This window comes from Streptomyces glaucescens (genome assembly GCF_000761215.1).
GTDB classification, from domain to species: Bacteria; Actinomycetota; Actinomycetes; order Streptomycetales; family Streptomycetaceae; genus Streptomyces; species Streptomyces glaucescens_B.
On the sequence record NZ_CP009438.1, the window covers coordinates 5,178,246 to 5,200,476 of the forward strand.

Below are 22,231 nucleotides of genomic sequence, written 5' to 3' on the forward strand. Positions count from 1 at the left end.
GAGTCGGGGGCGCGTGTGAAGGAGCGTCAGGGCGGTCGAAGGGGGCCCGGCGGTCGAGGGGGCTCGGCGGTCTAGGGGGCCCGGCGGGGGAGGAGGAGACCGGGCCGGGAGCGGCGGGACCCGCGGCAGGCAGCGTCAGTGGCCGGCGCGCGCCCCCCGCGCCGGCGCGGTCCCGGGCAGGGTCAGGGTGGCCACCGCACCGCCGTCGGGCGCGTTGCCGAAGTCCAGGCGGGCGCCCAGCACCTCCGCCTGGCCCAGGGCGATGGTCAGCCCCAGGCCGTGGCCGCGCGCGCCGCCCTCGGTGCGGAACCGCTGCGGACCGTGCGCCACCAGATAGTCCGGGTAGCCGTCCCCGTGGTCCCGCACGGTCACCACCGGCCCGTCCACGGTCAGCACCACCGGCGCCCGTCCGTGCCGGTGCCCGTTCGCGACGAGGTTGCCCAGCACCCGCTCCAGCCGCCGCCGGTCCGTCTCCACCCGGGCGTCCCGCACCACCCGCACCTCCGTGTCGGTCCCCGACGCCCGCACGACCCGCCGGGCCAGCGCCCCCAGCTCCTCGCCGTCCAGCTCCAGCCGCTCCCGCCCGGTGTCCAGCCGGGAGATCTCCAGCAGGTCCTCGGTCAGCGTGCGCAGCGCGGCCACCCGGTCGCGCACCAGTTCCGTCGGCCGGCCGGGCGGCAGCAGCTCGGCCGCGGCGTGCAGCCCGGTCAGCGGCGTGCGCAGCTCGTGCGCCACGTCCGCGGTGAACCGCTGCTCGGCCAGCAGCTTGCCCTGCAACGAGCCCGCCATGGAGTCCAGCGCGGCGGCCACCACGCCCACCTCGTCCTGCGGCCGGCGCGGGTCCCCGGCCCGCCGGTCGTGCACCCGCGCGTCGAGATCGCCGGCGCTGATCCGCCGCGCGACCCGGGCCGTGGCGTGCAACCGCCGGGTCACCCGGGTCACCGCGAACGCCCCGACCAGCACCGTCGCCCCGATCGCGAGCGCCGAGGACCAGAGGATCGCCCGGTCCAGTCCCTCGATGGTGCGGGCCTGCTGTGCGTAGTCGACGGCCACGGTCAGGGCGCGCCCGCCGTCGGCGGGCCCCGCGGCCCACATCGTGGGCCGGCCCCGGTGGTCGGCGACCATCGTGCCGCGCCGGCCCGACAGGGCCAGTTCGCGCAGCGGCCCGGGCAGCTCCCCCGGGTCGAGACCCGCGCCGGGCGGCAGCGGATCCCCGGCCTCGTACGCCTCCGTCGCGTCCGCCAGCCGGGACAGCGCGAGGTCCCGGGCCTCGCCGACCGTCTGGTGGGTCACCGAGACGTGGACGAGGGCGCCGAGCATGGCGGCGAGGGCGCAGCACATCACGGTGATGAACAGCGCGGCCTTCACGGCCAGGGCACCGGCCCACCGCGGAAGCCTCATCGCCGGCTCTCCGTGGGCGAGGGCGTGCCGCGGCTGGGGGCGGGGGACGGTGTGCGGCGGCCCGGGGCGGGTGAGGGTGTGCCGCGGCCGGTGCGCAGCATCTCGTCGTGGGTGAGCAGCATCGCCCGCTGGTCCCGGTCCCAGCTCCACTGGAGCCGGTACTCGTAGCCCTTCAGCTCCGACGGCGACCGGATGATCACCGACCGCCCGGCCAGCTCCACCCCGCTGACGGCGTCGTCCCAGCTCATGACCCGCACCAGCCGGCCGTTCTCCACCGTGTACACCCGCACGGCGGTCAGTTCGCCGGGCAGCTGCCGGAAGCCGAGCGTGAGGTCGTCGTGGCCGTCGCCGGTCAGGTCCCGGTAGTACGGGGTGAGCACGGGACACCGGCCGTGGCCCGCGCCCGCCGCGCACTCGGCCATGCGCGCGCCCGTCTCCCGGTAGGCGGCGCCGGCGCCCTCGTACTCGCCCGGACTCGCGTCGATCTCCGTCCGTACGACGGCCACCGGATCCACCGCGCGCACGTCCCCGCCGGGGACCCGGACCCCCTTGACGACCTGGCGTTCCACCTCGCCGATCTCGTAGGCGGGGCTGGACGCGGGCGGCAGCGCCGGCCACAGCCGGGCCGGTCCCTCGGCGGTCGGCGTGGGCCCCGCGCCCCGCAGCCCGCCGGTGTCTCCGCAGCCCGCGACGGCGAGGCCGGAGACCAGCAGCAGGGCGGCGACGGCACAGGTGCGGGGGCGGACGCGGGCGGGCACGGCACTCCGGTGATCAGGATGGCCAGGGACCCGTACACCTTATTCGTACGGACGTCCTTTTTGCGTATCACGGGCAACCGGAACGATCATCCCGCACACGGGCGCACGCCGCCCCCGTACCCGCCCGCACGGGTACGTCGCCCGCACCCGCACGGTACGTTGCCCGTACTCGCACGCGTACGTCGCCCGCATCCGCACGGGTACGTCGCCCGCATCCGCACACGCACGTCGCCTGCGTCCGTACCGTACGGCGCCTGCACTCGCACGGTGCCCGCACGCGTGCGTCGCCCCCGCACGCCCTCGCACCCCGGGGACTCCGCCCGCCCGTCCCCGCCCCGCCGCGGGGGCGGGTCACTCCGCCGCCTCCGCCAGCTCCTCCAGCCACCGCACCGTCGGCAGCCCCGCCCGCAGGTACTCCACGAACAGCTCGTTGTGCAGCGCCCACGGCGAGCGGCGCGCCCGGATCAGCCGGATCGCCTCCTCGGCGGACCGGCCCCGCCGCACCAGGGCGTGGGCGACGACCAGCCCCGAGCGGTTGTACCCGTGGAAGCAGCGGACCAGCACCCGGCGCCCCGCGTCCACCGCCTCGCACGCGGCCTCCGCCAGCCGGATCACCCCCGCCAGCTGGGTGCCGTCCAGCGGGCCGTCCGGTATGGGCCACACCTGGTGCTCGACGCCCGGACCGGGCCCGTGCCCGGGCAGCCGCAGCAGCGTCTGGACGAGATCGAACTCGTCCCGCACGACAGCGAACTCCAGCCCGCCCGCCGAACCCCGGAACTCGTGCCCGCCCATCCACAGACCCGGCACCACCTCGTGCCACGGGCCGTCCGGAGCGGGTACGTCGGCTTCCTTCCCGCGGGTACGCAACGGCGCCTCCCCAACCCCGACCGCCCCTCGACCGCTCCCCAAGGTAGCCGCGTTCTTGCCCCGCGGCACCCCGCCTGTTCCCATGGTCATGAGGTGATGGTGCATGACCGGACTGCGCGTCGTACCGACCCGGCGGCACGGCCGGGAACGGCTCTACGTCTGTCTCCCGGACGGCGCGAACATCGCCTGGTACGACCGTGAGACCGCCCGCGTCAACCTGCTGAGCGAGGACCGCCGGGAGGACGTCCTGGCCGCCCTGCACCCCTTCGTCACCGGCCCGGTCACGGTCGGCCCGCCCCCGGTCCCCAGCCCCGCCGAACTGGCCCGGCTCAGCCTCCACCCCGACGACGACCTCGCCCCCAACCGCCCCGGCGAGGCGCTGCTCGTCGCCGTCGACCGGGACCCGGCCCCCGGCCCCCGGCTGCGCCCCGACCCGCGGCGCCGCGCCCTGGAGGCCGAGCAGACCGTGGGGGAGGCGCTGGACGCCCTGGACGGGGCGGGCTGGCACGCGCTGCACTCCCTGCCGCTGCCCGGCGGCGACCGCATCCACCACCTGCTCATCGGCCCCGGCGGACTGTTCGCCGTGCACGCGCTGTACGCCCGCAGGCAGCGGGTGGTGGTGGCCGACCCCCTGGTCGCGCTGGGCCGCCGGGAACCGCAGCCGCTGCTGCGCCGCCTGCGCGCCGACGCCTCCCGGGCCGCGTACGCCCTGACCGCCGAGGTCCGCCCGGCCCTGGTGCTGGTCGGTCCCGCCCGGCTGAGCGTGCCCGGCCCGGTCCGCGAGGTCCGCGTCCTCACCGACGCCGACCTCGGCGGGCTCGGCCGCCTCGGCGGCGTGCTCAAACCGGCGGACGTCGAGGCCCTGCACGCCATGGCCCGCGACCGTCGCACCTGGCAGCGGCTCTGACGCGAAGCCCCGGCCACCCGCCCGGAGCGGACGCCCCGCCCCGGGGCGGCGAACCGGACCCGAGGATCGGCCCTCGGCCCAGCTCACCGGGTCCCCGGGACCCACTCACCGCAGCGAACCCGCCGCCCTTCGGTGATCGGCCCTCGGGGCAGCGAACCCGGCCCGCGGCCACCCCCTCAGAGCAGCGAACCCACCCCGAGAGATCCGGCCTCTCCTGGCAGCGCAGCCCCCCGACGACCCGCCCTCGCGGCAGCGCGGCCACCACCCCTCCCGACGACCCGCCCTCACGGCAGCGCGGCCACCCGCTCCGGATCCAGCAGCGGGGCCAGCAGGTCGCCGTAGTCCTGCACGCGCGGGGCGATGTCGGGCGCCCGGAACGCGAGCTGCGCCGGATCGCCGCACGCCTCGACCTCCTCCCAGGTCACGGGGGCGGACACCCACGGCTCGGCGCGCGCCCGCAGGGTGTACGGGGTCGCCGTCGTCTTGCGGGCGGCGTTCTGGCTCCAGTCGACGAACACCTTGCCCGGGCGCAGACTCCGCGTCATGCGGTGCACGACCAGCCGGGGCATCGCCCGCTCCGCCTCGACGGCGAGCGCCTTGGCGTACTCGGACGTCCGCTCGGAGGGCGCTCCCCGCACCGCCGCCAGCAGGTGCAGCCCCTTGGAGCCCGACGTCTTGGCGTACGCCTCGATCCCGTCCGCGGCCAGCCGCTCCCGCAGCCACAGGGCGACCTCGCAGCAGTGCACGACGGTCGCCGGCGGACCCGGGTCCAGGTCGAAGACGATCCGGTCGGCCTCCTCGGGGCTGCCCGCGAGCCACTGGTGGGTGTGGAACTCGGCGACCTGGTTCGCCGCCCACATGAGGCTCGGCAGGTCCTGCACCAGCACCATCCGCGCCGGACCCTCGGAGCGGGGCACCTCGGCGGTCATGACCCAGTCGGGCGTACCCGGCGGCACGTTCTTGGTGAAGAAGAGCTGCCCGTCGGGCCCGTCCGGATACCGCAGGAAGGACACCGGCCGGTCCCGCAGATGGGGGAGCAGGACCTCGGCGGCGGTGGCGTAGTAGTGCAGCATCTCGCCCTTCGTGAACCCGGACGCCGGGTACAGCACCTTCTCCAGGTTGCTCAGCGCGAGCTTCCGGCCCTCCACCACGGTCATCGGCGTCATACGATGAGAATCACACAAAACCGGGACAAAACACCCGGGCAGGGCCGCTTACCGGTGGAAAGGTGGGACGCGTGCGATCCATTTGGAACGGAGCCATCTCCTTCGGCCTGGTCAGCATCCCCATCAAGCTGGTGAACGCCACCGAGAACCACTCGATCTCCTTCCGCCAGATCCACACCGAGGACGGCGGCCGCATCCGCTACCGCAAGGTCTGCGAGCTGGAGGACCGCGAGGTCACCCAGTCGGAGATCGGCAAGGGCTACGAGGACGCCGACGGCACGATCATCCCCATCACCGAGGAGGACCTGGCCCACCTCCCGCTCCCCACCGCGAGGACCATCGAGATCGTCGCCTTCGTCCCGGCCGAGCGGATCGACCCCCTCCAGATGGACGCGGCCTACTACCTCGCCGCGAGCGGCGCCCCCGCCGCCAAGCCGTACACCCTTCTGCGCGAGGCCCTGAAGCGCAGCAACAAGGTCGCCATCGCCAAGTACGCCCTGCGCGGCCGGGAGCGCCTCGGCATGCTCCGCGTGGTCGACGACGTCATCGTCATGCACGGCCTCCTGTGGCCCGACGAGGTCCGCGCCCCCGAGGGCGTCGCCCCCGACACCGACGTCACCGTCCGCGACAAGGAACTCGATCTCGCCGACGCCCTCATGGACACCCTCGGCGAGGTCGACCTGTCCGAGCTCCACGACGAGTACCGCGAGGCCGTCGAGGAGGTCATCGCCGCCAAGGCCGCCGGCGAGGCGCCCCCGGAGACGCCCGAACCGGCGAGGAGCGGCAAGGTCCTCGACCTCATGGCCGCCCTGGAGAACAGCGTCCGCGCCGCGAAGGAGTCCCGCGGCGAGGGCGCCGACGTCACCCCCCTCACCTCCCGCCCCGCCCCGAAGCAGACGGGCGGCAAGAAGTCCACGTCGGCGACCCCGGCGAAGAAGACCGCCGCCAAGAAGACCACCGCGTCCTCCACCAAGAAGTCGACGGCGAAGTCGGCCACCCAGGGCACCAAGAAGACGGCGGCGAAGAAGACGACGACCAAGAAGTCCACGTCCTCCCGCAAACGCTCGGCGTGAGGCGCTGGGGGCCACGGAAGAAGCCGCGGGCGGGCAGGCGCCGAGGCGGCGGAGACCCGGGACCCGGGAAGCCGCGTAGGCCGCGGACAGCCGTGTGGCCGGCTGACAACCCCGTAGGTCGCCGGGGGTGCGACGGAGGACGTGACGATGATTACGGCCGCCCGCACGCCCCCCGGCCCCCGGACGTACGGCATCTCCTACGAACCACCAACGGTCGCCCCATCCCGGGAGAAGCCCATGAACCCCACACAGCGCACCCACCGCGCCCTGCTGATCCTGATCACCGCCGGACTCGTCACCTACGTGGCCTTCCTCAACCCGCTCCTCGGCGCGGCCCTCCTCGTGGGAGCCGGCGTCGCCCTCTTCCTGCACCAGACCCTCGGCTGAGCGGCGGGCACCGCGCGACGATCCGCCGCCCCGCGAAAAGTCGCGGGCCCCGAATGCACCACACGCGAGGGGCGGATCGGCATAGCTGAGTAAGAAGACACCAACCACGGTCGGTGGAAGCCGAGTTGTCCGAGTGACGGGAAGGATTGGTCCTGATGCGCAATGCCCCCGATGTTCGAGGGCCGACGGACCCGCACGACTTATCGAAGACATCGCAGGACCTGGTCCCCGGTGCCCGCACCTCACCGGAGTCCCCACCCCGCCGCTGGCTGACGGCGGAGCAGATCGACGAACTCCAGCGCCTGAAGCCGTTCCTGGAGAGCATGGTGCGCCAGGCGGGGATGTACTACCTCATGGAGGACCTGGTGCAGACAGCGGCCCTCCAGCTGGTACGGGCCTGGTCCAAGCCGGACTTCGTGCTCGACCGCCAGGACGGCGGACGCGCCTTCGCCCGCAAGGTGATGCGCAACGTCATAGCGGATGCCGCACGGACCAACGACCGCGACCCGTCCTCGCCCGTGGACGCCTTCCCCGACGTCCCGGTCGCACCCGACGAAGGCGATCACGTGCGCGACGTCGCGCTCAAGGCCATCGACCGGTTCCTCGCGGAGAAGCTGCCCGGGAAGCTGTACCAGGTCGCCCGGCTGCTGATCGTCGAGGGACTGAGCCAGGCCGAGACCGCCCGCTGCCTCAAGATCGACAGGCACACGGTGGCCCGCCGCTACGAGAAGGCGCGGGAGGCGCTGGAGCCCTACAAGGACACGATCCACGACGAGGTGCTGGGCGACGTGACGAGCTAGTGCCGTTACTCGGGCTCATGAGAGGGGGCAGGCCATGCCCCCTCCCGTGAGTCCAGGTTGGGTCCTAGCGACCCGTACGACGAGCGAACAACGCACACATCGGGAGGGCACACACGGGATGTACGAGACATTCGACCTGCTCCGCCGTGCGGCGGAACAACGCCGGGAAACCGTCCGGCGATTACACGGCGGCATCGACCCCGCCACCTGGCAAACACTCCTGGACCGCGTCGAGGACAAGTTAGGGGCGGAGGACCGGCCGGAGGAGGACGACCGGGACGATGCGACCGTCCCGGAGCCGTCCCCCTCCGCACCGCTCCACCCCGGCAGGCAGGCGGGACCCTCTTTGTCCCTCTTATCGACCGGCGCCCTCGGCACGGCCCTGGCGGGCCTGGGCGGGATGCACGAGTCTCTGATCAGCGCGAGCGGGGTCACGGCCCTGTAGGAAGGTCCACGGATCACAGTCCGGTGCCAGGTCGTCACGGGGGGATGATCGGGCCCTGAACCAAGGTCCACCAGCGGGGCGGCCCCTCACCCAGAGAGACCGCCCCGCCCACCGCAGCCTGCGAACCATTGGGACACCAAAAGGCGGGACCCGGCGAACCGGGCCCCGCTCCTCCACGCCACCACCGCCCAGGCCCCACATCCCGCCCGAGACGGCGAGCGGCGCGGGACTCCGGCAGATCAGCGCTGCCCTCCGAAAGACCCTCACAGACATCGGCACAAGGTCAGGCGACGACGCACCGCGGTGCCGACTGACGCCACAGCCACTCCACGTCCGCTGGCCCAGCGTCGACCGAACACGCCAAGCAGCGTCGGACTCCCCGGAGTCGCCGTCAGGGGGCTCGCTCAGCACGCCGGTACCAAGGTGTCACCGCACGCGAGTCACTGTGCGCGGGTGCCGAAGGGGTTGTCGATGACATACCGCCAACGGCCGTCCGCACCCCGCCGGGCGATATCGGTGGCTGTGCCCTCGACATGCACGGCCTGCCCGTCCCGGCCGGTCCCGTCGATGACCCAGTCGACAATCAGCAGCGCCACGTCTCCACTGCGGTACACATGCCGCGGACGGACCACGATGGGAACACCGAGCTGCTGCAGGCGGCTGTTCGCGGCGTGCAGGTCCGGACCGGTCGCCGGCGTCCCCGGCTGCGGGACGAGCACCGCGGCGTCCTCGTAGACCTGTGCCAACGCGACGGTATCGCCGCTGTTGAACCGCTCGGCGAACACCGCGGGCACGTCTTCGGGCCGTTCGGCCAAGGTGCGCATGATCGACAGAGGTCCTTCCGGGCCGGGAGAATCGAAGTGCCCCACACGTTAGGAGGCGATCTCGTGACTCACCGAACGGTTGGCCACCCGGCAGGACTCCCCGACGACCCGCGAGCGAACGTCACCGCACCCACCCCCGAGTGCCCGGTGGAGATCACGCTGTCGGCACTGCACGGCCGCTGGACGACGCTGGTGGTCCGCGAACTGCTGCGGGGCGACCGTTCCTACAGCGAGCTGCGCGCGGCGCTGCCGATGCTGTCGGACAAGGTGCTGTCCGACCGGCTGGCACACCTGGGGGAGGCCGGAGTCGTCGAACGCGACCGCCGACCGGGCTGGCCCCCGCGAGTGCGCTACACCCTCACCCCGACCGGCCACCGCCTCGGCCCCGTCCTCCAGGCCCTGTGGGACTGGGGAGCGGAGGTGTCGGCACGGGACAGGGGGGCTGAGAGTGGTCCTGAGACGGGCACTGTCCACTGACCGGTCGGAGGGAGCCGTTTCGCCCTGCGGCGATCCCCGACGTACTACCGCGCCGGGGCGGCATGTGTCTGCACATACGTGAAGAGCCCGGCCTCAACGTCTCCGCTGAGGCCGGGCTCTTCGGGCACCTCATCCAAGGTGCTCTCGGCAAGATGCGAACCTGCGCACACGGCTCCGGAGGCCGTTGAGAACCGCTATGTCTGCGCAGTTCAGGCCCCTTCACAGGCTCGACGGGGCGAAGTTCGTCCACGGCTAGTCCACAGCAAACGTTCGCCGGTGCGGCCCGTCCGACTTCTCGCTGCCTCCACCCCGACATGAGCGGGCCCGTCCAGCCCTGGCGGCCTTGGGCCGTCTGTGCCCCCGTCGCCCGGTGGACCCGCGACCAGCCGCTGTCGGTCCTGAGTCCCGAGTCCTGGCGCGGCAAGCGCGCCGCCCGCTACGAGACCCAGGTTGACTGGAAGACCGCCCCCGTGCCGCAGTGAGCGCGATGCCCTTCGCTTGGCCGCATGCCGTGATCCTGGCGGGTGGGTACGGGGGCGCACAAGGGGCGCACTGCCTCGGTGGTGTGCCCCATTGGTCTGAGCCGATTCGGCAAAACTGCTTCCGCTTCCTGAGCGGTTCCTGAAAGCTTGAACAGCGCACAAGCGCGTGGATTCGTGAAGATCGATTCATGCGCCACCGAGGTGTGGCGCTAGGCAGCGGTTGCCCGTGAGGCGGCCGGTTGGGTCGGTCGAGGCGACTCCGGGCGTGAGGCATTTTGCCTGGCAGGCATGCTTCCTGATGGCGTGACGCCTCTGCCGCGGCGCACCGCATGTCGCACGTAGATTGCGAATCGATAACAGGGGTTCCCTGTCGTAACGTTTTGTTGAACGCTTAAGCTCCATCAATGAGGGGGACTTGTGGGGGTTGTTGAGCACGCCTGGCGGGGGGGCAGGCGGGGGGCTAGGGCGCTTCAGCGATCCCGCAGTCACAGGCGAGGAGACCCGGCTGCACCCTGCTGAGGCTGGCAGGGTCACTTCCGCAGTGCGGTGCATCCAGGGTCGATGTCGAAGGCTTCCGCTTCCAGGGCAGTCGGCCGCGCCTCGGCGGCCGTGGGATCAGGGTTCACCCTGCACATCTGCAGGTTGAGGCATGGATGCGCTCGGCTGCTTCCGGCAATGATTGCGCCATACCAGGCTGTCAACCCGATCGTTGGCGTCAGGACGCGATTGCCACAGAGAGGGGCGGTACCCCAACCTCTGCGGTTTTCAGCAAGTTCGGACGCAGGGTGTCCAGGGCTCGTTCGCGAAGACCTCAAAAACCGACTTTTAGTGGCAGTGCTTACAGTACGCAGCAGGTCGACGGCGTTCGATGTAATGCGCCATCGGAAACGTGGCGATCGTAGTTCAGAATATGCGAAATTCAGGTATGTCACCGATGCAGTGTGGTGGCAGCAGTTGGGGCGGTGAAGTCGTGGTGAAAAAGCGTGCCGAGTGGGTCCCCGACCCGGGGTTGGTCCGTGAGGTTGACGACCTGTTTGGGCGGGCGATTGATTCGTATCGTGCGAATCCGAACCTCATCACGGAGCACGCCAACCATGAGGATTCCATACGGGTCGGTGGCTACTCCAACCGCACGCTGCTAGAACTGGTGCAGAACGCAGCCGACGCGATGTCTGGGGCCGACGAGTACGAGGAGGGAGCCGGGCGGGTCGAGATTGTCCTTGACCTTGGCCACCAGACTCTGTACTGCGCGAATGCTGGCCGTCCGTTTTCACGAAGTGGCCTCACGGCGATCGCTCACGCACACCTCAGCGGTAAGAGGGGCGACGAGATCGGGCGGTTCGGCCTCGGGTTCAAGTCGGTGCTTGCCGTCAGTGATGCGCCTCAGGTCTTGAGTCGATCGGTTTCCTTCGAGTTCAATTCTTCCAAGGCGAAGACAACGATCGCTTCTATCGGGTCGACAGCCACAAGGTTCCCGATCTTGAGGACGGCGACGCGAATCGATGCCGAGGCGGAGTTCGCCAAGGACCCGATTCTGGCTGATCTGGCGCAATGGGCGACGACCGTCGTCAAGCTGCCGAACGCCTCGAAGCTGCAAAACCTCAAGAAAGAGATCGAGGCTTTCCGCTCTGAGTTTCTCCTCTTCGTCAACGCGGTGCGTGAAGTCCGTCTGCGGGTGATAGGGACGGACGCAGACTTTGTGACGAGCCACGTGTCACGAGACCTCGGCGAGGGAAGGTTCCGGATCGAGCGTCCCGACGGCGACCATGACGAGTGGTATGTCAAGGACCAGATGCACACCCCCAGCCTCGAGGCGCGGGCTGAGGTCGGTGAAGCCGTGTCACGTAACCAGGTGAAAGTCACGGTGGCCATGCCGGCGCGCTTTGCCCAGCTGAGGACGGGTGAGTTCTGGTCATACTTTCCGCTCCAAGACCGGACGTCCGCGTCGGCACTCTTTAATGCACCTTGGAGCGTCAACGACGACCGCACCACGCTGCTTGAGAATGGGTACAACCGAGAGATTCTCGTGACTCTCTCTGAGATGTTCCTTGATGTGTTGCCGAAGGTATCGTCCGTCGACGACCCAGCGGCGCACTTGGACTACATGCCGGCGCGTGGTCGTGAGACCCATTCGTTCGGCGATGAGATGCTTTGTGCCCACGTTCCGCAGCTGGGGTCCCGGAAGGCATTGATTCCTGACGCGATCGGTGCACTGTGCACGCCGCCGGACCTTCGTCCTCTTGACTTCGGTGTCAATGTTGCGACCGAGCGCGATCACGAGCAGTGGATCAGGTCGCCTAACACCAGTGATGATGTGCCGCACTGGCGTTGCTATGCCAGTAGCCAGCGTGTGACTCGACTCAGGACGCTCTACATATGCAGCGTCTCCTCCGCCTTCGCTGACTCGCGTCCCAGGGACGAGGCGAAGGCGTTGGAGAAGATTCGAAAGAGAGGCATCCAGTCTTGGTTGCGTGAGTGGGCGGAGGGGCCTGACGTAGCGTCTGCCGCGAGGGCGCTCGACTTCGTGTTGTTGAACCCCAGGGCCGATGGCATCAACTCTGCGAAGGTGATACCGACGACCGACGGAATGCGGTCCCTTAAGGACCGTGGTCAGGTCTACCTCCATCGCTTCGAGGATATTGACGTCGAAGGAGCCTGCTTCGTCGATGCGGATTTCCTTGCGGTCCCCGGCGTAGAGAAGAAGCTAGGAGACAATGGGTTCCGGGACCTCGATTCGCTCGCGAAGTTCGAGGCCAGGTTGGCCAAGCTGTCGCCGCAGTCGGAGGATGACGAGCTTCCCAAGTTCTGGGATGCGGCCAACGACGTGCCCATGGCCCAGGCGCAGAAGGTCGTGGCCAGCAACAAGGCGAGCGGTGTCAAGATTCCGGTCCCAACACGCGACGGTGGCTGGGCTTTGCCTGAGCATGTGCTGGACGTTGATGGCCTCGGCGACGCCGTATCCGACCGAGTACTGGACCCAACGAGGTGCACCCGTGAGCTCGCGCACGAAGCAGGTGTCATCACCGATCCAGTGACTTCGTACCCGGTTGAGGACGAGGTCCACTACGAGGACTACCGCCAATACGTGCTGGACGAGTTGAACCGGAGGCTTGGGCCCGGGGAGCGCCTCGTCGAGCAGGTGGAGTTTGACAGGGGTGACGGTCCTGGCCCGTTCTCGGTGCTTCTCATGCTGAAGGAGGCGGAGGCTCCTGGCAGCATCCGCGAGCGTTGGACGGAACGGCTTCTTAAGCTGGATGAGGTCGGCTACTGGCTCTGCACGGATATCGACACGGGGCTCACTCACCGAGTCCTTTCGCCGGTTCGATGGGCAGTGAGCCAAGCCGGCCTGCTGAAGTCGACTCGCGGCTACCGCAGTCCCGATGCTGTCGTCTCCGCGTCGCTCGTCGAATACGAGGCCCTGTTGCCTCTCTTCCGAGGACCGCGCCACGTCGAGGACGCTCTGTCGCTGGCCAAGGATCTGAGTGAGGTCCCTTCGGAGGTCCTGCGCGAAGCGCTCCAGACGGAGGTCACCTCGCCCATCAGCAACCCGGCACTGACGGGTTTCGTCCTCACCGCTAGCAGGTTGGCGAACCCGGGCAGGCATCCGGTACTGATCCCTGCCCGGGTGGGACGCACCGTCGAGACAAGGCGGCCCGGCGCGGTGTACTTGGCGACGACCGAGGAGGAACGCGCGTTCCTCACCTCCAAGCAAAAGCCCTACCTCAAAGTTGATCAGGACGAGGCAGAGCAGTTCGTCGACATCGTCGGATGCCGTCGATTCGAGGACAGCTTCACTTTCTCGCTGTTGGTCGACGGCCGGCAGGTCGAGGAGGGCGTCCTCGACCTGTACACGGGACTGCGTTCGACGTTCGTCGAGGAAAAGGTCACGGATGCGACTGTGGCGAAGGCCGTCCAGATCACGAAGCGTGTGACCACAGAGGACGGTGTTGAGGACCAGTCACTCGAGTGGCACCGCCAAGGAATGACCCTGGTGGTCCAGGCAGAACTCGACGAACGTCGCGTCCTGCAGATCGTCAGTGAGGCGTTCGACCTGCGCCTGTCGAACGCCGAGTTGAGTGACATCCTCCAGGCACGCGTCCACCTACATCTGGAGATGCAACGGCAGGACGCCCGGTCCGCGTCCAGTGACGTGGAGCGGCTGGCGATCTACATCGGTGACGACACGCTGAAGGAGAACCTGCCTAAAGGACTTTGGCAGGCACTTGAGGGCCAAGGTTTGGTGGACGGTTCCACGTCCGTCGCTGAGCTCTTCCTGACCGTCTATGGCAGCGATTCGATCAAGCTTCTCGCAGAGGAGTTCAGAGCCGAGGGGTACACGGACGTCCCCGAGAAATGGGCGGGGGGAGCGTCGACCGTCGCCTGGCTTCGGAAGATGGGGTTCGGCGCCAAGTACGCCGGGCGTCGCACCCGACACCAGGACGATGAGTTCGTCGTGCCCGGTGCCGTGAAGCTCAAGCCCCTGCACGACTTCCAGGAGAGGATCAGGGAGGAACTGCAGGAGGTCCTGACGTCCCGAGGACGGGACGGTCGTGCGCTCAAGGGCATGGTGGAGCTCCCCACGGGAGCCGGGAAGACCCGGGTGGCCACCGAAACCGTGTTGCGGCTGTTCGTCGACGGCGACATGAGCGGAACCGTGCTCTGGATCGCGCAGTCGGAGGAGCTCTGCGAGCAGGCGGTGCAGACATTCGGCACCGTCTGGCGTTGGCTCGGGGACGAGCGTCCGTTGACGATCGGCCGGCTCTGGAACACCAACGTCGTCCACGAACCCGACACCGAGTTCAGTGTGGTCGTGGCCACCGACGCCAAGCTCGACCGGGTGGCCGGCACACCTGAGTACGAGTGGCTGAGCAGGGTCTCCGCAGTGTTTATCGACGAGGCGCACCGGGCCGGCGGGTCGAAAATGTACACGAAGATCCTCAGATGGCTCGGAGTCGACGGTCGTAGCTGGGAACGGCCTCTGGTGGGTGTCTCGGCGACACCTTTCAAGGGGAGAAGCGACGTCGTCACCAAGCCGACGGAGGAGCTGGCGGCCCGCTTCGGTCACCACATCATGAGCGCCTTCGACGGTAACGCCTACGAGGAGCTGTCGAAGAGAGGAGTCCTCGCCCGGGTCCGACACGAGGTGTTGCCGGGCGTGGACGTCCCACTGAAGCCGGATGAACTCGAGCAGGTGCAGTCGTGGCGCAAGCTGGAGCCCAAGGTTCTCGACCGCATCGGTCGGGATCAGGCCCGCATGAGGATCCTCGTGGAGGACATCCTGAGCCGGGATCCCGAGTGGCCGATCCTCGTATTCACGCCGAACGTCCTGTCCGCCCAAGTCCTTGCCGCGACGCTTCGTTACCGGCAAGTCGCGGCTGAGGCGGTTAGCGGTCAGACCGGACGGCAGGCACGCCGTGACGTGATCGAGAAGTTCAAGAAGGGAGAGATCCGGGTCCTAGCCAACTGCGACCTGTTGATCCAGGGTTTCGATGCACCGGGTGTCCGGGCCCTCTACATCGCGCGGCCGACGTTCAGTCCCAGCGCGTACATCCAGATGGCCGGCCGCGGTCTGCGCGGCCCCGCGAACGGCGGCAAGCCGGAGTGCCTCATCGTGGACGTCGCCGATAACTTCGGTGCAGTCAATGACTTCCTCGGATACCGCGCTTACGAAGACCTCTGGCGAAAGCAGGGATCATGATCCTCATACCGGATCTCGCCGACGTCGAGGCGACCACCACCAGCAACGCCGAACGGCGGGTGGCCCGACTGCTGCGAGCGATCGACGGTACCCCCGACGCCGTCGCCTTCCACTCCGTGAAGCTGCGGAGCCACGCGGTCAAGCAGCAGGGCGAAGCGGACTTCGTCGTGCTCTGGAACGGCGTCGTCATCATCGTCGAGGTCAAGGGCGGGGGCGTCAGGAAGTACGACGGCGTCTGGTACTCCATCGACCGCCACGGTGACTGGAAGAAGTTGCGCGAGTCACCGATGGACCAGGCACAGTCGGCGATGTACGCGCTGCGCGACATCCTTCAGGAGGAAGGCGTCGGTTGGTTCGCGACCGAAGCCGTTGCCCTCACCCCCGACATAGACGCGCCTCCGGCAGCCGTCGAATGGAAGGGAAGCCACTGGTGGGCCAAGGAGCAGATGAGCATTGCCGCACTGACCCAAGCCTTCGAAAAGGTCGCCGGCGAAGCGAGGACTGCTCCCCACGGAATCAGAGTCGCCCGGTCCGAGACGCTCCGGGCGCGCCTCTTCGGTGAGTTCACCAGGATGCCCGTCATCGATGCGCAGCGGGGCGCCGTGCTGGAGGAGCAGAATCGAGCGACCGAGGGCCAGGCCAGGGTCTTGGCCGCGCTCTCCCGGAACCCGAGGATGCTGGTCTTCGGTGGCGCGGGCACGGGGAAATCCCTGGTGCTGGCGGAGGGCGCGAAGCAGGAGGCGGGCGAAAAGAAGTCGGTGCTCATCACCTTTCACTCGCCCGCCCTGGTCGACTTCTTCGGCCCGCGGATCGAGGGCAGAGACATCGATCTCCTTCCGTTCACGGACCTGTCCGGTGACAAGCAGTACGACGTCGTCTTCGTCGACGAGGCACAGGACCTCATGAACGCCGGAGGCATGGATGCCTTGGACGCCGTGATCCGTGGGGGTCGAGAAGGTGGCAGGTGGAGGATGTTCCTCGACCCCAACAACCAGGCGCGCGTCGACGGCGAGTTCGACCCGGAGGTCTGCGAGTTGGTCCAGCAGGAGGCGCTCCAGTACGACCTAGACCGGAACGTGCGCAACACCCGTGCGATCGTCCACGTCGTGCAGGAGTACCTCGGCGCCGACGTCGGGGACCCGGGCATCGTCCATGGCGACCGAGTGGAATGGCGGTGGTCCGCCGGGACAGCCGGCGTCTCCGCGGCCGAGACCGTGGCTCGCGACCTCGTCGCGAACGGGGCCCGCCGACAGGACATCTGGATCATCAGTGTGTCCGAGGACGCCGAGCCGCGCAGGAGCGAGGCCGGATTCCTCGTGACCAACCCCCGCTACGCCAAGGGGCTGGAGGCAGAGCACGTCATCGTCTGCGACCTGCCCCAGGCATACGACGATCGGGGACTCGCCGCTTTCTACGTGGCCGTTACGCGGGCGCGGGTCACGCTCCACGTGGTCGCGTCCAAGCACGACAAGAAGCGGCTCCAGGATCTTCTTCGAAAGCAGGTTGGGAAGTGAACCTCACAGCAGCCCAGAAGGAGGCCCTTCACCATCTCCGAGCCTCCTACGTGGGGCCCGAGGCCGGAGACGAGGAGGTCACGGCGAACCTGCCTCACCGTCAGTACGCCGTCGGCATGCTATTCCCGGTCGAAGCCGAGGCACGAGGCTCTCACAGCGACGGGAACACGGACGCAGAGGTATCGGCCGATGTCCCCGACGGCGATGTCGAGGAGAGCGGGGCCGGTGTACCCCTGGCCGAGGACTGGAAGCCCTCGTCCGTCGCGCTCTCCTTCGTCACCGACGGCGACTCCGTCGACGTCGACTTCTCGTGCGGTACGTACTCGGCTGTCGAGGGAGACGGTCCGCCCAGGTGGCGGCGTACCCCGTTCTCCGTCGACGGCCTCCACCTCCGCCGGGACAAAGGGCCCGAGCGCCTCTCCGTGGGTGGTGTCTCGCTCGAGATCGGGTCGCGTTGGCGCGACTTCCAGGGCGACTCGTTGGTCACCGTCCACGTACGGGTCCTGACCGAATCAACAGGCGACGACCGACACGACATCCCTCGGACGCTGTTCCAGGTCCACCTGGCCGCAGCTCCCCCCACCGGGGCGGAGATCCTGGAGTACGACACGACGCGCTCGATCGACACCGACCCGGAAGCCGCCGAGCTGCGGCTGCGATATCGCAACCGAAAGGTCTACGCGGTCGGGCACGGAATGGCCGCGGACTGGGAGCTCGCGGAGGACCGTTGTGCCAAGGTCTTCCTCGAGCCCGTGCCGGCCTTTGTGGTGCCCGCCGTCGAGACCACGGGTTTCGACGAAGGGACGGCCGAAGCCGAGGCCTTGGAGCTGAGGCACCTCCAGCAGATCGACAAGGATCCCGAAGCGGTCCTTCGATCGTTGGACGCCTTCCTCGAGGCGTTCGCAGGCTGGGCCTCCCGACAGATGGAACGGGCAGAGGCGTTTAGCGACGACAGGGCCGTCGCCGTACGCATCGCCGAGCGTTCGCAAGACGCCGTCGACAGGATGAGGGAAGGCATAGACCTCCTCCGGGCGCCGGGACGACAGGATCTTCGAACGGCCTTCTCACTGGGCATGGCCGCCATGCGTCTTCAGATGCGGCAGGCGTCCATCAACCGCGGGAAGCCGGAGAAGCAGGTGCCGGAGCCGCGGTGGCGCCCCTTCCAGCTCGGTTTCCTGCTCGTGTCGCTGGCCTCCACCGTCGACGAGGGGCACAAGGATCGGGACCTCGTCGACCTCATCTGGTTCCCGACCGGTGGCGGCAAGACCGAGGCATACCTGGGTCTCGCCGCGATCGAGGTATTCCGCCGACGGCTCGTTCACGGCACGGCAGGCGGGGGAACCGCCGTCATCACCCGCTACACCCTGCGGCTCCTGACTTCTCAACAGTTCCAACGGGCTGCGGCACTGGTCTGCGCGATGGAGCGGCTGCGGGCCACGGACGACCGGGCGAAAGGCATGGCGCCGTTCTCGATCGGTCTGTGGGTGGGCAACGACGTCACCCCCGGCACGCGAGTGGACGCACGTGACGCACTCAAACGGCTTCAGAAGGCCGCGCGCCCGGAAGAGGCGAACGAGTTCCAGGTCGAGAGTTGCCCTTGGTGTCTGACGCCCTTGGTGCCGAGGCTCAGGAGCGACAAGCCAGAGGACTACGGCATGCGCCTGGACGGCGTGGACGTTGTGCTCCACTGTGTCGACGTGTCCTGCGACTTCGCCGGCGAGCTTCCGCTCGCGGTCGTCGACGAGGTGCTGTACAAGGAACCGCCCACCATCCTCCTGGCCACCGTCGACAAGTTCGCGCGTTTGCAGTTCAGGCCGGAAGCGGGCAGGCTGCTCGGTCTCGGGACCACCTTCAGGCAACCATCCATGATCATCCAGGACGAGCTGCACCTGCTCTCGGGGCCGCTCGGAACCACCGTCGCCGTCTTCGACGCGGTCATCCAAGTCCTGCTGAGCCGGTCGGGTTCCAGTCCCAAGGTCGTGGCCTCGACAGCCACCATCCGTGCGTCCGAGGAGCAGGTGGAGGGACTGTACGGGCGTGAGGTCGCCCTGTATCCGCCATCGGGACTCGACGACGACCGGACCTTCTTCTCCCGGCCGGTGGAAAACGGAGAAGGACGTCTTTACGTCGGCCTGATGCCACAGTCGGTCTCGCAGCCGTCGGCTGTCATCGCAGCCGTCACCCCCATGGTGGAGATGCCGGAGGCGCTGGCCGCCCGCGCCCCGTCCGCCGCGTCACGGGACGCCTACTGGACGCTGGTCATGTACCACAACAGTCTTCGTGAGCTCGGACGTACCGGGACGCTGGTCGTCGACGACGTCAACGGTCGTCTGGAGCCCCGAGCCGAGAGGCTTGGCTTCCCGCTGCGGCCCGTCAGGGCGGGGAAGGTCCTGGAACTGACGAGCCGTCGCGGAGCCGAGGAGCTGCCGAACGATCTCCGCGCGCTCAGGGTCAGGGTCGACGAGTCGCCGGAGGCCGTCGACGTGGTCCTTTCGTCGAACATGCTCTCCGTGGGCATCGACATCCCGCGGCTCGCGCTGATGCTCATGGTGGGGCAGCCGAAGACCACGGCCGAGTACATCCAGGCCACGAGCCGTGTCGGACGTGGAGACACGAAGGGCGTCGTCGTCACGCTGTTCCGGTCGGGAAGGGCCCGTGATCGGTCGCACTTCGAGACCTTCCGTGGCTACCACGAGGCCCTCTACCGAAGCGTGGAGCCAACGAGCGTCACGCCGTGGTCGTTGGCCTCGCGCGAGCGATCGCTCGCTGGCGCGCTCGTGGCACTGCTGCGGCAGTCGTTCACTGCTCTCGCCCCGAACGAAGCGGCGGGTCGGTTCGACCTCGGGGACGACAGGATCCGCGAAGCGGTCGATCGACTCGTGGAACGGTTCCTCGGCTACGTGACGCGCGCCGACGGTCTCGAAGCCCCGGACACACGCTCCGCCGTATGGAGCCTCCTGAGGGACTGGGACCGACGGGCAGGCCAGGCACGGGAGTCGGGCGAGCCTCTGTACTACCAGCGGACGAAGAAAGACCAGGCAGCTTTGTTGAAGAAGTTCGGCCAGCCCGGCGAAGGGTGGCCCGTCGCAGACTCGATGAGATCCGTGGAGCCCAATGTGGCGGTCGAGGTCCAGGAACCGCAGGAGGAGGTGCACCATGGAGAAGATCAGGCATGACCTGCGGCTCTCCGAGACGATCTCACCGTTCGGTGTGGGAGCGATCGTCGACGTGCGAGGCGAGTCGCTCATGGCGCCGGACACGTCCTGGTGGGACAAGAAGTTCGCCCATGAGATCAGCTGTGAGCGTCTGATGGCCCGCCTCGGTGCCGGTGTCCTGAAACAACCGCCGGCGCACGCGGGCCGGGCCGCAAAGGAAACCCCTGCGCTGCCGTACTGGCGCTTTCCCGCTTGGCGGTTCTGCGAGCGCTGCGACAAGCTCTCGAAGCTGACCGGTAGGAAAAAAGGCAAGTGGAGCAACACCTGCGACTGCGGAGGCGCGCTCGTACCGATGCGGTATGTCGCCGTCTGTGAAAAGGGTAGCCACATCCAGGACATCAACTGGTTCCAGTGGGCGCACCGGGGGCGCGCGGCGCGCCTGAACGAAGCGGTCCGCTTCTGCCGTGACTACAAGGCACTCAGGTTTCACAAGCTGGCCACCCGCGGCGAAGGCCTCGCGGCCCTGGTCGTGAAGTGTTACGGGTGCAAGAACGAGCGCAAGCTCGCGGAACTTGTGACGAAGGGGTCCCTGCACCAAGACGGGATCCGTTGCGCGGGACGGCAGCCCTGGGAGCCGGAGAACTCCGTCAAGAAGGCCTGCCCGTACGAGTTGGTCGCCGTGCAGCGCGGTGCCACGGGCAACTACATCGCCGACAAAATCTCGGCTCTCGACATTCCGGAGGAGCGCCCGAAGTCAGCGGAGACGGCCGACAAGATCCGTAGTCACGTTCTCTTCGACAGAGTCGTCACCGACAACGGCGGACCGCAGTCGGAACTATTGGCCCAGCTGATCGCCAGCGATCTCGCAGTGACGCCGGAAACCGTCCTCGGAGTCGCGGCGGGGGAGGAAAACCCTGCGGGTGAGCTGCTGCTCGACCTAAAGGACGGTGAGTGGGCGGCGTTCCTGAAGAAACTCGACGAAGGACGCGACCGCACGGGAAGCGACTTCGTCGTCGACGGGAGAAGCCTTGACGGGCTCGTGGGACCACAGAGCCTCCTCGCCAAGATCAGCGGTATCGGACAGGTACGCCGGGTACGGGAGGTCCGTGCCCTGCGGGGGTTCCGACGCCACGACGCGGAAGCGAAGCTGATCAACGCCGATCTGGGGGCTGACAAGTCGTATCGGCCCACCTACCCTGCGATCGAACTGTTCGGGGAAGGAATCTTCCTGCGGTTCGACGAGGAGAAGCTGGCCGCATGGGAGGCACAGCCGGAAGTGCAGGCACGCGCCGGCATCCTCAAGAAGAGAAGGGCGGACTCTCCCTGGGCGGGCCGCCTCGATCTGCCGGAACCCAGGTACATCGCCCTGCACACGCTGGCGCACCTGCTCATCCGGCGACTGGCGTTCGCCAGCGGCTACGCGTCTGCCTCGCTGCAGGAAAGGATCTACGCGAACTCCGACCGCACGGACAGGACCGCCGGGATCCTCATCTACACGGCGGCAGGGGACGCCCAGGGGACTCTCGGTGGTCTCGTCAGGCTCGGGGATCCCAAGAAGCTGATCCCACTCCTGGTGGCAGCCCTGGACGACGCGGACTTCTGCTCTAACGACCCGGTCTGCATCGAAAGCGACCGCCAGGGAGCCTCACAGCTGAATCTCTCGGCCTGCCACGGGTGCTCCCTGGTGAGCGAGACCTCCTGCGAGACCGGAAACCGGCTGCTGGATCGACAGCTGGTCCTGGGCGGAAGCGACGTGAGAGGACTGCTGGACGATGTTCTGACGGACGTCCGACGGCCCAGGTGACGACCTGCGGCCCCGTGGCACCTGCTCGGGGCCACAGAGCGGCCATCCGCGGACGCTGTCGGGTGGGGTCTGCAAGCGTCGCTGCCCTCACAGGCTCTGCAATCCGTCTGCCTGAGGAAACCCCTATGGTTCTCGTCGGTCGACGGGCTGAGCTGCGGTGCCATGCTGCAACAGTTCCGGAGGGCGTTTGGGGATCCGGCATCGTTGCTGGTCAGGGCTTGCACCGCGGAAGGAGCCTAAACCGAGTCCACAGATGGTCCACGACCGCGGATCAGCCCTAAGCACTCGTAGGTCAAGATCCGCGTGAACCCAATGGTAGGCCGCCAATGCCGGTCAGCCCTGACGCCTCCGGCACGCGGCAGGCACCCACGTGGGGGTCCCTTCGGTCATCGGGAGCGGTCGGCACAGCGGTGTGGATGCTTGCACTGCTCGTTTGAGTGCCCTGCACTGCCCACAGCTCCCTTTGTGCGCTG

Annotated in this window: 16 protein-coding genes; 11 read left to right on the plus strand and 5 right to left on the minus strand. The window is 68.5% G+C overall.

All coding sequences use genetic code 11. The annotated features are described in order from the left end of the window. Positions 1–135 precede the first annotated feature (135 nt). The 3 genes from SGLAU_RS22565 to SGLAU_RS22575 all read right to left on the minus strand — a co-directional run bounded on the left by SGLAU_RS22565 (position 136) and on the right by SGLAU_RS22575 (position 3,026). The gene (locus SGLAU_RS22565) at positions 136–1,401 is read right to left on the minus strand and encodes an ATP-binding protein (protein WP_043504101.1); all 1,266 of its coding nucleotides are present in this window, start codon (positions 1,399–1,401) and stop codon (positions 136–138) included. Beyond that, complete coding sequence (locus tag SGLAU_RS22570) at positions 1,398–2,159, minus strand: hypothetical protein (RefSeq protein ID WP_043504102.1); 762 nt, start codon at positions 2,157–2,159, stop codon at positions 1,398–1,400. Before SGLAU_RS22570 ends, SGLAU_RS22565 begins: the two co-directional genes overlap by 4 nt. A gap of 351 nt (positions 2,160–2,510) precedes the next feature. Continuing rightward, positions 2,511–3,026: a dual specificity protein phosphatase family protein gene (locus SGLAU_RS22575; protein ID WP_043504104.1), complete on the minus strand. Its 516-nt coding sequence runs from the start codon at positions 3,024–3,026 to the stop codon at positions 2,511–2,513. Between the two features lie 103 nt (positions 3,027–3,129). Between SGLAU_RS22575 and SGLAU_RS22580 the strand changes: the two genes are divergently transcribed. Further along, positions 3,130–3,933 (plus strand): nuclease-related domain-containing protein, encoded by an 804-nt coding sequence (locus SGLAU_RS22580; protein ID WP_043504105.1) that lies wholly within the window; start codon positions 3,130–3,132, stop codon positions 3,931–3,933. Positions 3,934–4,217: 284 nt separating this feature from the next. Here the strand turns inward: SGLAU_RS22580 and ligD are convergent, their stop codons facing one another. Continuing rightward, positions 4,218–5,099, minus strand: coding sequence for a non-homologous end-joining DNA ligase (gene ligD, locus SGLAU_RS22585; protein ID WP_043504106.1), 882 nt, complete (start codon positions 5,097–5,099; stop codon positions 4,218–4,220). A gap of 71 nt (positions 5,100–5,170) precedes the next feature. Here ligD and SGLAU_RS22590 point away from each other — a divergent pair, with 71 nt between their 5' ends. The 4 genes from SGLAU_RS22590 (at position 5,171) to SGLAU_RS22600 (ending at position 7,804) form a co-directional block, all read left to right on the plus strand. Further along, on the plus strand, positions 5,171–6,172 hold the full coding sequence (locus SGLAU_RS22590; protein ID WP_043504107.1) for a Ku protein: 1,002 nt from the start codon (positions 5,171–5,173) through the stop codon (positions 6,170–6,172). Positions 6,173–6,409: 237 nt separating this feature from the next. Beyond that, positions 6,410–6,559, plus strand: a complete 150-nt coding sequence (locus SGLAU_RS35720) for a hypothetical protein (protein ID WP_167551857.1) — start codon at positions 6,410–6,412, stop codon at positions 6,557–6,559. 155 nt (positions 6,560–6,714) lie between these two features. Beyond that, positions 6,715–7,359 (plus strand): sigma-70 family RNA polymerase sigma factor, encoded by a 645-nt coding sequence (locus SGLAU_RS32965; RefSeq protein ID WP_052413857.1) that lies wholly within the window; start codon positions 6,715–6,717, stop codon positions 7,357–7,359. Between the two features lie 118 nt (positions 7,360–7,477). After that, the gene (locus SGLAU_RS22600) at positions 7,478–7,804 is read left to right on the plus strand and encodes a hypothetical protein (protein ID WP_043504109.1); all 327 of its coding nucleotides are present in this window, start codon (positions 7,478–7,480) and stop codon (positions 7,802–7,804) included. 440 nt (positions 7,805–8,244) lie between these two features. On the opposite strand, the gene SGLAU_RS22605 is transcribed toward SGLAU_RS22600, so the two are convergent. Beyond that, entirely contained in the window at positions 8,245–8,628 is a 384-nt protein-coding gene (locus SGLAU_RS22605; RefSeq protein WP_043504111.1) for a YybH family protein, read from the minus strand. Positions 8,629–8,691: 63 nt separating this feature from the next. Between SGLAU_RS22605 and SGLAU_RS22610 the strand changes: the two genes are divergently transcribed. The 6 genes from SGLAU_RS22610 to drmB all read left to right on the plus strand — a co-directional run bounded on the left by SGLAU_RS22610 (position 8,692) and on the right by drmB (position 21,758). Continuing rightward, positions 8,692–9,105, plus strand: coding sequence for a winged helix-turn-helix transcriptional regulator (locus SGLAU_RS22610; protein WP_078957841.1), 414 nt, complete (start codon positions 8,692–8,694; stop codon positions 9,103–9,105). Positions 9,106–9,419: 314 nt separating this feature from the next. Further along, positions 9,420–9,587, plus strand: a complete 168-nt coding sequence (locus SGLAU_RS35305; protein ID WP_159072796.1) for a hypothetical protein — start codon at positions 9,420–9,422, stop codon at positions 9,585–9,587. Positions 9,588–10,512: 925 nt separating this feature from the next. Beyond that, positions 10,513–15,285 carry a DEAD/DEAH box helicase gene (locus SGLAU_RS22615; protein WP_244315250.1) on the plus strand — a complete coding sequence of 1,591 codons (4,773 nt, stop codon included), beginning with the start codon at positions 10,513–10,515 and terminating at the stop codon, positions 15,283–15,285. Beyond that, the gene (locus tag SGLAU_RS22620) at positions 15,282–16,799 is read left to right on the plus strand and encodes a nuclease-related domain-containing DEAD/DEAH box helicase (RefSeq protein WP_043504115.1); all 1,518 of its coding nucleotides are present in this window, start codon (positions 15,282–15,284) and stop codon (positions 16,797–16,799) included. The genes SGLAU_RS22615 and SGLAU_RS22620 overlap by 4 nt, the downstream gene beginning before the upstream one ends. Next, positions 16,796–19,975, plus strand: coding sequence for a helicase-related protein (locus SGLAU_RS22625; RefSeq protein WP_043504116.1), 3,180 nt, complete (start codon positions 16,796–16,798; stop codon positions 19,973–19,975). The genes SGLAU_RS22620 and SGLAU_RS22625 overlap by 4 nt, the downstream gene beginning before the upstream one ends. Further along, a complete protein-coding gene (gene drmB, locus SGLAU_RS22630; protein ID WP_043504117.1) occupies positions 19,956–21,758 on the plus strand; it encodes a DUF1998 domain-containing protein in 1,803 nt (600 codons plus the stop codon). The genes SGLAU_RS22625 and drmB overlap by 20 nt, the downstream gene beginning before the upstream one ends. Positions 21,759–22,231 lie beyond the last annotated feature (473 nt).